General features: G+C 58.2%; 9 protein-coding genes and 2 pseudogenes. 1 reads left to right on the top strand and 10 read right to left on the bottom strand.

Going from position 1 to position 14,886, the window contains the following annotated elements; all coding sequences use genetic code 11:
* Positions 1-125 precede the first annotated feature (125 nt).
* The 7 genes from QRN20_RS25940 to QRN20_RS25910 form a co-directional block, all read right to left on the bottom strand.
* Entirely contained in the window at positions 126-605 is a 480-nt protein-coding gene (locus QRN20_RS25940; RefSeq protein WP_122455690.1) for an SRPBCC family protein, read from the bottom strand.
* Positions 606-638: 33 nt separating this feature from the next.
* On the bottom strand, positions 639-4,097 hold the full coding sequence (locus tag QRN20_RS25935; RefSeq protein WP_285361529.1) for a non-ribosomal peptide synthetase: 3,459 nt from the start codon (positions 4,095-4,097) through the stop codon (positions 639-641).
* Positions 4,094-5,041: a diiron oxygenase gene (locus QRN20_RS25930; RefSeq protein ID WP_285361527.1), complete on the bottom strand. Its 948-nt coding sequence runs from the start codon at positions 5,039-5,041 to the stop codon at positions 4,094-4,096. The genes QRN20_RS25935 and QRN20_RS25930 overlap by 4 nt, the downstream gene beginning before the upstream one ends.
* A 68-nt stretch (positions 5,042-5,109) precedes the next feature.
* Positions 5,110-5,886: a DUF3050 domain-containing protein gene (locus tag QRN20_RS25925; RefSeq protein ID WP_122434470.1), complete on the bottom strand. Its 777-nt coding sequence runs from the start codon at positions 5,884-5,886 to the stop codon at positions 5,110-5,112.
* Positions 5,887-6,642: 756 nt separating this feature from the next.
* Positions 6,643-7,377, bottom strand: coding sequence for a GntR family transcriptional regulator (locus QRN20_RS25920; protein WP_122468863.1), 735 nt, complete (start codon positions 7,375-7,377; stop codon positions 6,643-6,645).
* A gap of 295 nt (positions 7,378-7,672) precedes the next feature.
* Positions 7,673-8,683 (bottom strand): aldo/keto reductase, encoded by a 1,011-nt coding sequence (locus QRN20_RS25915; protein WP_122428916.1) that lies wholly within the window; start codon positions 8,681-8,683, stop codon positions 7,673-7,675.
* A 377-nt stretch (positions 8,684-9,060) separates the two neighbouring features.
* On the bottom strand, positions 9,061-9,750 hold the full coding sequence (locus tag QRN20_RS25910) for an HAD-IA family hydrolase (RefSeq protein ID WP_122435138.1): 690 nt from the start codon (positions 9,748-9,750) through the stop codon (positions 9,061-9,063).
* 328 nt (positions 9,751-10,078) lie between these two features.
* Here QRN20_RS25910 and QRN20_RS25905 point away from each other — a divergent pair, with 328 nt between their 5' ends.
* Entirely contained in the window at positions 10,079-11,560 is a 1,482-nt protein-coding gene (locus QRN20_RS25905; protein ID WP_032651285.1) for a YdgA family protein, read from the top strand.
* Positions 11,561-11,598: 38 nt separating this feature from the next.
* Here the strand turns inward: QRN20_RS25905 and QRN20_RS25900 are convergent, their stop codons facing one another.
* The 3 genes and pseudogenes from QRN20_RS25900 to QRN20_RS26985 form a co-directional block, all read right to left on the bottom strand.
* Positions 11,599-12,411, bottom strand: coding sequence for a mechanosensitive ion channel family protein (locus QRN20_RS25900; protein ID WP_122755001.1), 813 nt, complete (start codon positions 12,409-12,411; stop codon positions 11,599-11,601).
* Positions 12,412-12,552: 141 nt separating this feature from the next.
* A pseudogene (locus QRN20_RS26990) lies at positions 12,553-12,909 on the bottom strand (methyl-accepting chemotaxis protein); the annotation flags it as partial.
* A 555-nt stretch (positions 12,910-13,464) separates the two neighbouring features.
* Positions 13,465-14,571, bottom strand: a pseudogene (locus QRN20_RS26985) (FIST signal transduction protein); the annotation flags it as partial.
* Positions 14,572-14,886 lie beyond the last annotated feature (315 nt).

Genomic DNA, 14,886 nt, shown 5'->3' with positions numbered 1-14,886 from the left:
ATCGCCGATGGTAGTGTGGGGTTTCCCCATGTGAGAGTAGGTCATCGTCAAGATTCAATTCCGAAACCCCTCATCGCTTACGCGATGAGGGGTTTTGTCTTTTTCGGCTTGGAATAACTGCAGAGTCAGGCAAACAGACTGCGTGCGTTACTCATGGCGCTGTCTGCGAAGCCCTGTAAAAACGCCTCGAAGTCCGGCAATGTCTCAGGACCTCCCTGATCGGGTTCGGCAATGATCGTCCAGGTAGCAACACACTCGTTGTCACCCTTGGGCTGCACCGTCATGGATGCCCACAGATTGCCGACAGGCAAACTGGTGTGTATCAGCGACCATGTCATATACAGCGCGTGATCATCCCGGCTGTTCAATTGCTCGATCGCAAAGTTGCCGTCCTTGAACAGCTTCTTGCGTACCGAGCGGACACCTTTGCCGGTGACTTCAGTACTCTCCAACGCAGGAATGAACGCCTGAAAGCCACCGAAGTCTCCCACGACTGCCCACACACTGTTGGCATCGCTCGGGATCTCCACCGCTGCCGACACACGGCACAGCGTCGGGTTCTTGATGAGGGTGTCAGGCTTGAGATTGTTGTGGATCGTGTTCATGTCGTTCTCCATTTTGCTTATTGATGACTCGACTCAGATGAAGTCGATTTCCTTCAGGTAATCGCAGCCCTTGCGCAACAGCGCGGGGGTTTTCTGCGGGTACTGCTCGCCCATCTGGCGGACGCCAGCCAGGGTGTTCTGGTACTCGATCATCGAGATGTCCCCGATGTCTTCTTCAAAGCCATCCAGATAGAAGCCCAGCACGCCAAACAGGGCGTTATCGCTGTCGACTTGGCCCAGTTGTGCCTGCCAATCGGCAACGCTGACCAACTTGAACTCGCGACCCGCCTCGCGGAACGACTCCACGTAGTGGTTCCAGCTCAACAGCTCAGGGTTATGCAGGTTGAATACGACGCGCTCGGGCTGATAGCGACTGGCGTGAAAGCCAATAAAACGTGCGAGAAAGTCCACCGGCATCAGGTCGAAGTTGATGTCGAACGCCGGGACCTGACCCAGCTGCAGGGACCCCTTGAGCATCAGCATCAAGCGGTTCTTCTGCGGCTGACAAACGCCAGTGCGGCTGTTGAAGGCGATGTTGCCGGGTCGGTAGATGTTGACCCACACGCCTTGATCCCTGGCGTGCTGCAAAATACGTTCAGCGACCCATTTGGTGAGGTTGTAACCGTTCTTGATGTAGATAGGCGGCGTCGCGGCAGCCGGTTGTTCAAGCACGGCGCCGGTGCCATCAATTGCGCTGCAGGCAGACAAGGTCGAGACGAAATTGAAAACCTTCTTGCTGCGTCCTTCACACAACTTCAGGCATTCGAAGACAGGCTCAACGTTGTCCTTGAACAGCGCTTCGTAATCCTGAACGTGGTTCACGTTGGCTGCGTTATGCACCAGCGCACCGAAGTCACGGTCCAGCCGCTCATACACCGCTTCGCTCAAACCCAGACGCGGCTGGGTGACATCGGCTGGATAGACCGTCACTCGACTCAAGTCCAGATGCCCGAGTCTGTTCTCCGCCAGCGACTGTTCGAAGCGCTCCTGTGCGCTATGCCCGGCCGATTCACGCACCAGACACGCAATCTCGGTCGCGCCCCAGTCCAGCAGTGCTTGGACGATATGCACACCCAGAAAACCATTCGCCCCGGTCACGATCACTTTATGGACGTCGCCCAGTTGGCTGACAGGCAGCGCCGTTACCTGAACGTCCGGGTTGGCATCCAGCAGCGCTTTCGGGCTGATGGTGTGGGTCGAGCTGCCTTCGCTATCGAGGAGGCTTGCGAGCGTCAGTACGGTCGGTGCTTCTATGAAGCGGTTGATGGGGATACTGCGGCAGAACCGCTCGCGAATGCCCAGCAGCATGCGTGACAGCAGAATCGAGTGGCCACCCAGATTGAAAAAACTCTCGTCAGTCGAGATATCACCGGGTGGCAGCTCCAGCAACTCGCCCCACAACGCCAATAGCTGTTCCTGCCGCTCGTTTTCCGGCAAGCGCCGTGAATGCTGATCGCTGAAGCTCACCGGCAGCTCCAGCAATGCCTTGCGATCAGTCTTGCCATTGCTGGCAAATGGCAAGGCATCGACCTTGGTATAGGCAACTGGATGCATATAGTCAGGCAGCAACTGCTGGGTATGAGCCTTCAACGCGCTCAGCGTCAAGTCATCACTCTGGACACCATGAGGCTGAGCGACGAAGGCCAGAATGCGCCGCTGCGCATCAACGACCACCGCGACCTGGCGATACAGCTGACTGGCACGCAGACAATGCTCGATCTCTTCAGGCTCGACCCTGAAGCCACGAATCTTCACCTGATTATCCCGGCGCCCACTCAGCTCGATACCGGCTGAGGTCCACTTGGCCATGTCCCCGGTGCGATAGGCGCGCATTCGCTCACCGTCCGGACGCGTCAGCCACACGTAGCGCTCAGCCGTCAGTTCGGGATTGTTGAGGTAGCCCAGACAAACCCCGGGTCCGACGATGTACAGCTCGCCCTGAGCCTCCTGTGGCACAGGCTGCAGTTGATCATCGAGAATCCAGACCTGACTGTTGGCGATCGGTCTGCCCAGATTGCGGTTGCTGCTGTTCGGCTGGAACTGCGCGGCCGTCACCAGCACTGTCGCTTCGGTCGGCCCGTACAGGTTGTGAAACTGACACTGCCCGGTGAGTTGCGCGATCACGTGAGGCTCACAGACGTCACCGCCGGTCACGACATGCTTGAGTCCCAGCGGCTCATCAAGGGGCAAGATGCTCAGCAATGCGGGTGGCAGGAACGCATGAGTAAGCCCGGCCTTCAAGACGCTGACCAGTTGCAGCGGATCACGCCGCTGATCCTCGTCGGGCACCACCAGTTCGGCACCACTGAGCCAGGTCGGGAAAATGTCGATCACGGATGAATCGAAACTCAGGGTCGAGAATTGCAGCACCCGGCTGTGTTGATTCAGATCCACGTATTCCGCATACCAGGCCGTGAAATGGCTGAGGTTGCGCTGGCTGAGCAGAACGCCCTTGGGATGCCCCGTCGTGCCCGATGTATAAAGCGCCATGCACGGCGCATCGCTCGAAGGATAAGTGCTTGCTGGGAGAGGGACTGTCTCCGGGATCTGCATGGCACTGATGTTCAGTGCGGGAAACTCGGCGGCCGCCAATGGGTGCGATCCGTCATGCAGCAAAAGCATGGCCCCTGCGTTGTCGAGAATGTACTGCTGCCGCTGCAACGGCAGAGCCGGGTCGAGCGGCAGGTAAACCGCGCCGCAACCCAGGATCGCGAGCACGCCGGCATACAGTGCCGCGCACTTGGGCAGACAGATACCGATCACGGGTGGCATATCCGTGTTGCCGGCCTGTGCAATGAGCGGCAATAGATGACGCTGAATGGCGGCGCTGTGCATGGCCAGTTCGCGATAACTGTACGACTTATCCTGAACCGACAAGGCTGGCCGCTCTGCAAAGGTCTGCAAGGCCAGCGCCAGCCGCCGGGTAAGCGGCGTTTCCGCCAGCTGCAACAGCTCCGTTTTCGCGGTCTGGTTGAACTGATGCTCGAACAGCAGCGCATCGATTGCCTGCAAGCCGTCCTGGCGCTCGCTCTGAGCAGGCTGCGCAACGGGCAGTTGCGCGAAGTAATGATCGTCCCGTGAGCGTCGGCTCACCTGCAGGGCGATGATGTCCAGCCACGCGGCAACAGCCTCGTCGCGCAGCCTTCGACCATTGCCCGAAGGCTCTACAGGCAGCCATTCGCGGACAATCAGACGCTGTGCCCTGGCTGATCCATGCCAACACAGCAACTCCAGTCTCGGCAGCGATCCGGCGGTGCTATTCAGCCCGACACGTAGGCTCAGCAACGCTGGCTGGCCAAATCCTTTCAGGTCCTCACTGCCCAACACCAGACTGCCGTCCTCAATCAGCATCGAGGCATGAGTCGTTCTTTGTGATTGCAGCGCGGCCAGGTCAGTCAGGTGTTGCACGGTATGACCGTGAGCCTGCAGTTCGGTATTCAGTTCGCTCAGGGTCAGGCTGTGACCGAGAAGCACGATCTCCAGGCGTTTCATTGCAGCATCCCCTGGGCGGGCAGGTAATCGGCCAGCGCTTTCTGTACACACGGGGCGTCCAGCATCGAGCTGGCCTTGAAAAAGCGCATGATGTTGCCGATCAGTGGGTGATGGCGATTGATCGGAAAGCTGACCGCCAGGGATTCGGCCTTGAGTGCCTGCCTGACCGATTCAGCGACCGGCAGATGCTCGATCAGCGTGAAGTCAAAACCGTGCTGTATGTCGCTGGTCAGGTACTGCGCGATGAACACCGGCATGATGTCAGCGATGCACTGGCGGTCCGCCTCGCTTGCCGTGTGCCAGTAGATACGCACCATCCGCGCCCAGAAACCTGAGTGACGACCCTCATCCAGCAAGTGGTCGGCCATCAGGCCCTTGACCGATTGCTTGACCGAATCGTCTCTGGCAAAGGCCGCCACATCGTTGGTCAAGGTGTTTTCCGCAATCGCGACGCAGATCAGCTCCACAGCGCTGCGCAAGTGTTCCGGCGCCAGTGCAAGCGCCGCAGGGATCGCCCGGCTCAGTTCGATTTCACCCGGCAGTTCGATGGGCTGTATGCCGGTCAGCGCGATGGTCTGCTGCATGAAATCCATGGCAACCAGCGCGTGGTAGTCCTCATCCACCACCACCGTCATGGCGTCGTAGCGGCAGGCGAAGGGAAAGCGAATCGCGAAGTTGTCCTTGGCGATACTGCGCGCGGTCTTGCCAACGATCTCGGTTTCGAAGATCACCACATCATTGATGAACTTGTAGAGGCTCTGAACCAGCGCGTAATCACGCAAATGCGCACATTCGCGGCTGAAGGTTTCGCTGAGCACCAATGGCTGGCGGCTGAGCGGGTAGATCAGTTTTTCATCGTTCTCGACGATTCGGCGTGGGCGAGTGCGAATCGTGGCGCGACCTTCCCACGCATCGATGAACGAGCTGTAGTCTTCTGCTTTCATGATGGCTTCCTTGTAGAGGCTTGAGCGCTGACCGTTGAGGGCAGCCCTCGGGAACTGACCGGTGCTAGCTAGGCGCTGACCTGCATCAGCGGTGCGCGCATGCTGAGTCGCAGCGTGTCCCACAGCTGAACCCTGCTTTCCACGGCTGCGATGGCGGCCTGGTACACCTCTTTTTCGCGTTGCGGATCGCCCGCCACCAGTCGTGCCAGCAGGTGCTCTGCGGCCGGGCCGTGGTCCTCGGAGTCGACTTCGATGTGGCGTTCCAGGTAATAGCGAAACGTCGGTGCCTGACTTCCGGTAATGCCCCAGTCATCGAGAATGCTCTGGAACATCAGGGGGATGACGCTCTCGCGCCCATGCAGAAATGCAGCCGCCACGCTGTGAGCCGGCGCATGCAGTGCCGTCTCGAGGGTGCTTGTCACGAACACCGATGCCGCCTGGCCTACGTTGACGCGCTGCAGGGCGGTTGTGTAATGCACTCCCTGATGCTGAAGCTCGATGAAGCGCTCGATCTGCTGAGTGCTGGCGCCTACCTCGCGCATGGCATCCAGATACAGCTCGAAATGGCTGTAGTGGCCCCGATCCAGTCGATCGTCGGATTCCTCTCCCAGCACGATCTCGTTGATCAGTCTGGCTGCGGCGGGATCTTTCGGCGGCAGCCAGGGCAGCTGTGTACAGGTCAGTTCCTGTTGCAGACGTTTGGTGAGCGACATGAAATCCCACACCGCGAATACGTGGGTTTCCATAAAACGTCTCAGCACGTCCAGAGACGTGATTTCACTGAATACCGGATGACGGCTAAGTTCGAGTTTCTTTTGGTCCAATACTGTTTTTTGGCAAGGCATGGCGAGATCTCTTGATCATGTTGGATAAATCAAAGTTGGCGTATTGATACGCAGCGTTTATTCGCATCTTTCCATCATCGGAATAACGGACGCGCGAGGGTCTGTGGGTTGAAACGATTAAAATCGTCAACGTTCTTTATACGACTTCATTAGTTTTGCGGTGCCATGTGCTGGCGCCGTCAGCCCTTGAGGCCCTGGGTTTGTGCGGTTTCGGCATCTTCCACAAGGACTGCGAAGAAAAGTTAAAACACAATTAATGACTTGTGCAATTGGTTTCTTGAATTATTTAAAGTTGCACTTTATCAAGGTTGAAAGTTGCCATATAAAACGTGGGTTTCAAGTTTTATATGGGTGTAGGCAACCCTTCCGGTCGATAAGGACCAGAATTATAAATAATGAACGAATGCCTCGTTCAGCGTTGCCGTGATGCCGAACAATTAGAATGAATAGGTTTTTGGCGGGCGATATCGGAAACGACTTCCAATGTCTCTCTGCCCGTTGCGCTGACTCCTTTTCGTGGCGTTCACATAAACGGATATCACCGCCCTGATAACGCGCAGGCAGTGAATCCCGACCAGCATTGAACCCTCCGGTTGGATCCATCGAGGTCATGGCCGAGTTTGCCTTATTCAGGCGACCGACCACCCGACGGCCCTGGAAAATAGATATAAAAACGCCCGACGACACGGTGCCGGGCGCTGGACGGAGAGGGGAGGCAACAGCGGCTGATCCGGATGGAAAGCCGCAGGAGGGAGGTCAGTCGTGAGTCTTTTTGCGGGGGCGTACGGTTTTCTCTTCGCTGGCCTTGCTGTTCAGGTATTGGGTAATGGCCTGAACGCCGCGATTGAGGTGATATTGCAGTGCAGCCACGGTCGGTTCGACGGCCTTAGCTTCTGCGAGGCGAAGCAGTTCCCAGTGGTCATCCTGGGACAGTTTGCCAAGGCCCATGGACGAAAGATTGAAGCGCAGGAAACGCTCTTCTTCGTTCAGACCTTCTTCAACCAGCTGCATCAGGCGCTTGTTGCGCGTTTTGGCGTACAGCGACATGTGAAACAAACGGTTGAGCCTGCCGATCTGGGTGTAATCGGCCTCAACTTCGAGCTGCTCGATATAGCTTCTGGCGGCTGCCAGATCTTCTGCGGTCAGGTGGGGAATCGACAGCCGCAGCGCTTCGGACTCCAGCAAGATGCGTAAGGAGTAGGCATCAACCGCATCTTCGGTGATGAGTGGGGCTACTACGGCACCCTTGTGCGTTTCCACCCGCAGCAGGGACTGCGCTTCAAGTTGCCGCAGGGCTTCACGTACCGGCATCCGGCTCACGCCAAACAGCGTGGCCAGTTCCTGCTGGCGCAACGCAGTGCCGCTCGGCAAGCTGCCGTCGATGATTGCATTGCGCAGTTTTTCCTCGATAACGGCCCGGGCAACATTGGCGGCGGGCTGTTCATTGCCCAGTACCGAGCTTAAAAAGGCTTCTCTGTCTGATTTACGCATCGCCATACTTCTTCATCAACCCGGCAGGATGGGATCCAATAATTAGCTGGACTGCCGACAGACTAGCCAAGACTTGCCAGAAAGTCGCGAGCGTAGAGGTGTGTTCGGTATTTTTAATGGAGCACATGAGTCGCATTGTGGTGAGCAATCGTGGATACGTTCAACACTATCTTAGCGCCCCTTAGGCCGGGTGCCGAATGAGCATTTATACACATAGCAATTTTTCAGCTGTGTTTTCACCGCTGAGCATGCTGGCAGATCACTGCCAGCGCCCAAGGGCGGCCAGACCCGACCCTTAACTGCGGGGCAGACGGCCTGACACAAAATGCTGCACGTCGTTGAAGCCAGGCGTCGATGCGTGACCGGGCGTCACCAGCGAATCGATGAACGCCTCGTCTTCCGGAGTGATGATGACGTCGAGTGCCTTGGTGTAGCCATCCCACTGCTCTTCGGTCCGAGGGCCGACGATGGCGGAAGAGACGGCCTGGTTGTTCAGTACCCAGGCAATGGCGAACTCAACCATGCCGACGCCTTTCTCCTGCACGTGCGCCTGGATGCGCTGGGCGATGCGCAAGGACTCCACACGCCACTCCGTCTCCAGCAGCCGCTTGTCCTGACGTCCGGCACGGGTGCTGCTGTCAGGCGTGACGTCGGGCGCATACTTGCCACTGAGCACACCGCGCGCCAGCGGGCTGAAGGGCACAACGCCGAGCCCGTAAAACGCAGCGGCAGTGATCTGTTCGACTTCTGCCTGACGGTTGACGATGTTGTACAGCGGCTGACTGACGACCGGCTTGTCCACGCCCAGACGCTGCGCGACGTTGACGATTTCCGCAATCCGCCAGCCACGGAAATTGGAGACGCCCCAGTAGCGGATCTTGCCTTGGCGTATCAGCTCGCCAATGGCCGACACCGTGACTTCCAGCGGCGTGTCGTGATCCTCTCTGTGCAGGTAATAGATATCCACATAGTCGGTATTCAGCCGACGCAGGCTGTTTTCAATGGCGTTGAACACATGCTTGCGACTCAAGCCTGCCCGGTTGGGGATGTCGCTGGGAGCGCTGTAACCGAGCTTGGTTGCCAGCACCCAGTCGCTGCGACGCGAGGCGATGGCCTGACCCACAAGCTCTTCCGAGCGTCCGCCGTTGTACACGTCTGCCGTGTCGACGAAATTGACACCCTGATCCCAGGCCTTGTCGATGATTCGCAAGGACTCGTCGGCGCTTGTCTGCTCGCCGAACATCATCGAGCCCAGAGTCAGTGTTGAAACCTTGAGGCCGGACTGGCCAAGAACACGATAATTCATGTTTAACATCCTCCTTGTCATTCACGCGGGATCAGTCGGACATACTGGCGCGTATGCCGAGGCATTGAAAAGGTGGGTCGACCCACGGTCAGCGCTCATCGTTATACACAAGTCCGCCTCGACACTGATCGTGCCCATCGCTCTGCGTGGGCATGCCGCCCGTGACGCTCCGCGTCACAAATGGCACGGACTGAGGATTCAGTGAGCCGAGCGCATGACGTGGATAACGCTGGAGCTTGGGCACACATCTGCGCCACGTTCCAGAGCGGACGCGGAGCGTCCTGGGAGGCATTCCCACGCAGAGCGTAGGAACGATCATCATCGTATTCCTCCAGGAGGACTTGTGTATAACGCCGAGCGGTCAGCGACAGGGCTGTTTACCGGATATCCGGCAGTCCCCAATCCTTGAGCGAGAACTCGGTCAGTGAATCAATGACCAGATCCGCATGCTCATACTGTTCACGCGGCATGTGCGAATCAGGCACAGCTACGGCATACATGCCCGCCGCCTTGGCTGCGGTGACGCCGAACGGCGAGTCCTCGAACACCAGGCAATCGGCCGGGTCCACACCCAGACGGCGTGCGGCTACCAGAAAAATGTCCGGCGCCGGCTTGGCGGCCGTCACGTCCGGGTCATCAGCGGTCACCACCGTTTCGAACAGCTCGAACCACGCGCGGTGCTGCGTGGTCTTGGCGTGGAAGTAATGCACCGACGAACTGGTGCCCACGGCGATCGGAATGTTGTGCTCGGCCAGATGACGCACCAGCGTCTCGGCACCCGGCATGGCAGGCGAATGCGGGAAGCGCTCGTCGAGCATCGGCTGGCGAATCTCCAGAAACTCCTCGGCGGTCATCGGCAGCTCAAGTGTTTTGGTCACGTACTCCGCAAAGTCGGTGGCGCCCCGGCCGATGGTGTGTTGCTTGATCGCCCAGTCAAACGTTTTGCCATGGCGGCTGGCAATGGCGTGTGTGACTTCGGTGTAGATGCCTTCGCTGTCGAGCAGCAGGCCGTCCATGTCGAAGATGACGGCCTTGATCGGGCCTCGTGGGTTTTGCGTCGTGCTCATGTGATTCCGTCCGGTCAGCAAATTCGTTTCAGCCTAACGTTTCCGCCAAGACCATGGCTACCCCATGTTTCAAGGAGCGTGTCTTGAAGGCAGTTTCAGAACGGCCTGTTCGCAACAAAAGGCAGAAGGCCATGTCCAAAGGGCCTCAATAAGTGCAACCGCACACAGAACTGACCAACAATGCTGGGCCGTCGCGAGCTGGCGGTGATAATCTCTCGCGACTTTTCGGCAGCGCTGCAGGCTCTGTCGACCCGCGACTCACAGGTGTGAACACACTGTGATTTCAGGGACGACTTCTCATCATCAGAACGGACATCTTCGAGTCACTATGAATAAATCAGCAGGTATAGCGGTTGGCGTGATCGTCGTGGCAGGAGCTCTGGCGACGGCTGGCGCCTGGTACACCGGTACTCAACTGGAAGGCGCGTTGAACGACTCCATCAGCCAGGCCAACCAGGAACTGGCGAAGTCGTTCAAGGGCACCGACACCAGCGTCAAGCTCGAAATGCTCTCCCTTGAGCGCCATTTCTTCAGCAGCACCGCGCACTACCGCGTCGATATCCAGAACCTGTCCGATAGCACCCAGGGCGGGCAGTTCCTGTTCGTCGATCACATCCAGCACGGGCCGATCCCGCTGTCCCGCCTCAAGACCCTGAACCTGCTGCCGGTGATGGCGCTGAGCAATTTCGAGATGGAGAAAAGCCCAAGCTCGGAAAAATGGTTTGCACTGAGCAAGGACGTATCGCCCCTCAAGGGTCAGGCCAGCATCGGTTATGACCGCGCCACCAAAGGTTGGGTGCAACTGGCACCGCTGGAAATGAACGAAACTGACGGTACGTTCAAATTCTCCGGCATGACCGTGAATGCTGCTTCCTCGGCTGACGCTCAGAAGTTCGACCTCGACGGCAGCCTGGACAACCTGCAGCTGAATGTCCTGTCGCCTGATGGTCCGGTGAACATCGAAGTCAAAGGCATGACGTTCGACACCGGCGGCACCAAGGGTAAATCCGGGTTTTACCTGGGCCATACCAACATGAAAATCCAGGCCGCCGCGTTCCAGCTGGTCGGCAAGCCGCAGGTTCAGCTCAAGGATTTCACCAACACCAACCTCGCTCAGGAAGATGCCGGTAACTTTGCTGCACAGGTCAACTACGACATCGGCATGATCGCCTATGGCGGCAAGGACGTCGGTGCCGCCCATCTGGGCATCAAGATCGCCAACTTCAATGCGGTGGCCACTCAGGCGCTGTATCAGCTCTACCAGAACACCATCCTGCCGCAACAGCAGGCCGCGATTCTGGCCGAGCGTCCGCTGCAGCTCGAACTGACGCCTGCCGAGCGTGAAGTGATGAACACCCAGACGAAAACGCTGCTGGCCGGCAAGCCTCGTATCGAACTGGAAAAGCTCTCGCTCAAGACCGCCAACGGCGAAAGCCACATGCAGATTGCGGTGGACCTGACCGATCCGGGCTCGCTTGATCAGCCCGCCGATGCGCTGGCGGTGAAAACGGTAGGCGAGGTCAACGCCAAGGTCGTGCTTTCCAAGCCGATGATCCGCGACATCGTCACCCAGCAGGCCATTCGTGAAGGTCAGACCGACCTGAAGGCCATTGCCGATCAGGCCAGCGCTGCCAGTGACATGGCCAGCGCGATGGCCGAGATGATGCAACTGGCCAAGGTCGAGGGCGAAACCATCGTTTCCGACCTGCATTACGCCAACAACATGGTCGACTTCAACGGCCAGAAAATGACCCTGCAGCAGTTCATGGCGACGGTCATGGGCAAGGTCGGCGCACTGGGCGCCCAGTAAGCCTGCGTGTCGCTCGGGGCTGCAGCCGCAGCCCTGGGCTACGCCTTCTTCAGGGACACGTCGCGCATCAGCGCTCTGATGACTTCCAGCGTCTGGTGATAAACCGTCCCGTAATGGTCATGATGGCAGCATGGCCTGACCGAGAGGGTGATGGCATCCGCTGTCGCAGTGGCCAATTGCACATCCACCTGAGGGCTGGTCAGCACGTTGGGAAGGCTGCCCACCTGATCCTTGAGCCGTGAGATAACCGCCTGTTCGTCTTCAGTGTTCGGCAACGTGGCTGTCAGCTCCACGCGCCGGAAATCATTGCTGGAATAATTGATGATCGTGTCGGCGAAAATCTTGTTGTTGCCGACCAGGTTAAGCACATTGTCAGCCGTATTGATGGACGTGACAAACAGCCCGATCTCGACCACTGTCCCTGTCACACCCGCTGCCGTAATGGCATCGCCGACCTTGAACGGCCGCAACACAATGATGAACCCCCCCGCCGCCAGATTCGCCAGCAAACCCGACCACGCCATGCCGATCGCCAGCCCGACCGCCGCCAGCAGCGCTGCGAAGCTGGTCGTCTCGATTCCGCAGTAACTCAGAATCGCGATGACCAGAATGATATTCAGCGTGACGGTAATGAACGAGCCCACGTAACGCAGGACCGTCGGATCGAATCGCTGGCGGGTCAGGGAGCGTTGTACCATCCTGACCAGCACCCCGATCAACCAGCGCCCGAAGATCCACAGGAAAGCCGCGATGACCAGCTTCAGAACGATCGTCGCTCCATACTGCAAAACGATGTTGAGCAGCGAATTGACCTTGTCGGTGCCGACATTGATGACATTCAGCGCATCCATGAACGCAACTCCTGAACGTAAGGCTCGACCGCCAGATGGCCTGTCGGATGAACCCGTACATTGTTCAAAAAAACGCCAGAACATCTACTGGCAGTTTTGACAGAAGGCGAAGTGCTGGCATTCGTTGCGCCCGATTTTTCGTTACTGAGTCAGCCCCACCAAGGTATCCGCCAACTGCCGGGTGCGTTGTGATGTTCCCGCTGTCATGTCGCTCGATCCCTCCAGCTCGATCAACAACCCGGTCAGCGTGCCGACCTCGGCCGACTGCTCTTCGATATGCTGCGCGACCTTGCGAATCTCTTCAGCCAGACGCTCGATATCGGTGCCGATGTCGTTGGCGTTCTGCGAGGTCTTCTGCGCCAGTTGCCGAACCTCGTCGGCCACCACTGCAAAGCCACGGCCCATTTCGCCTGCGCGTGCCGCTTCGATGGCGGCGTTGAGCGCCAGTAGGTTGGTCTGTCCGGCGATCTGCTGAATCGTCTGCACCACCGACTGGATGCGCAGGCTGGACTTGGCCAGTTCCCGCGAACCCGACACCACTTCGTCGGCCTGATTGACCAGGCTCTTGACGGTATCGCCCGCCTTGTCGATGACCTTCTCCTGATGCGTGATCGTCTGGGTCAGTTCATCCATCGAGACGTGCAGCTCGCCCGAGTAGTGACGCAGCTGCCCGGCGATCTCTTCCTGGTCCTGGTGAGCCTTGACCAGCACATCGCCCAGATCGCTCAGGCCGCTGAACACCGGACGAATCTGTTCATCCAGACCGCTGGGATCAATGGACTGGACGAAATTGCGCTGTTTGAACTGATCGATCTGCTTGACCACCACATGGCTCAGGCCCGCCAGTTTCTTGATCTGCCGACGCAGGAAGAACGCCTTGAACTCACCGTAGTAGGCGATGAAGTTGTCGATGTAATCGTCGCGGAAGGACTGGCCTTCAGGCACCTTGAAAAAGAACACGGCGGTCAGCGTCTGATTGAGGTTCAGCCCGAGGATCTCCCCGAAGGTCGAGAAGCCCACGACCGGCGTGTCGCCGAACACATCGTTCATGCGGCCCAGTTCGCTGCCGTTGTTCAGGCGGCGCAGGATGCAGTCGCTCAACAACCCCAGCAATGGCTTGCCGGACTTGCCCTGCAGGAAGCGGGCGAAGTCCTTGCGTGTGCTGTCGATCATCGACGTTCGCTTGACCATCACCAGCTCTTCGCCTGGCGCAACGTCGCAGAACAGATGGACCCGCTCGCTTTCGTAATCAATACGCGCGATGGAACGAACGAACAGTTCCTCGCCCACCCGGATGGCAAACGAGTACTGCGCCAACTTGCTTTCCAGATCACGCCGCTCGCAATGCAGCGCGTCACACAGTGCCGCCACCATGGTGCTGATCTCGCCACGCGCGTTGACCACCTGGCTGATGTAACGCTCTTCCAGCGACGCGGTCAGCACGCTCAGGCTCAGTGACGTAGGCTCGAAGTTCTGGCTTTTGAAAACCCCGAAACGCACATTCTTCGCGCTCTTGAGGAACACCACCTGAGCGTGGTTTTCGTAACTGCGCTTGCCATCGTGGATAAACGTTTTCTGAAAGTCGCCCTTGCCACCGGCAGACCCGCCGACGAACAGACACGGAAAGCGCCCGGACTCATACAGCGCTTCCATGAAAAACGACTCCGATGCCGACAACCCGTCGAACGTGACATAGGCCAGCGTGTCTCGATGATCGATAGGCGTGCTCACTTGCGTGCGCTTGATCGAGTCAGTCAGCCGCGCGATACGCTCACGCATGGAAAGCCGCTTGCCCGCGCCGCGAATGTCCTCACTGTGCAACGGAATGTGCACCACCTCGGCACTCTTGATCACGCTGGCGTCGAACAGCGCCAGCACGATCCGATCCCACTGATTGTCAGCTGCGCAATACAGCGAATCGTTACTCGAACACAACTCGCCCGACGTCGTGCACAAGCTGATTTTGGCGTTCGGAAAACGCGCCGCCACAGACCGCGCGACCTGATCGAAATCGACATGCGGCGATACGAAACCGGTGAGGTAAACCGGGTCGAAACTCAGGGCAGAGAGTTTTGCACTCAGCTCGCGGGCAGAGGTAATGACACTGAGAACGCCGCCGGTTCGCGTGGCCGTGGTCCGAAGACGGGATAGAAAGCTCATGATTGAGTCCGAAGAAGGTAGGAAGCGGGGCCGCGGGGGATGCGGTCAGATATTTTTTCATCGGCTGGGAGGGGGATTGCCGTAGGGCTGAGGGGTGAAAAACTGTCCGAATGGTCGGGATTTTGGATGGGTGGTTTCCGAATGTGTTTTAAAGAAGTGCCCAGACGGAGCGCTCATTGTCACGCTGATCGTCCACACAGAGCGCTCATCGTTATACACAAGTTTGGAAGACACGCAAAACGGGGCCAAAACGTAGGTATCTGACTGAATGCATACCCCGTGGGAGGCGGCTTGCCGGCGATGGCGTCAGTTCAG

Origin of the sequence: Pseudomonas sp. fls2-241-TYG-175 (genome assembly GCF_030209155.1) — a bacterium.
GTDB classification, from domain to species: domain Bacteria; phylum Pseudomonadota; class Gammaproteobacteria; order Pseudomonadales; family Pseudomonadaceae; genus Aquipseudomonas; species Aquipseudomonas viridiflava.
This window is presented reverse-complemented; position numbering and strand designations above follow the sequence as displayed.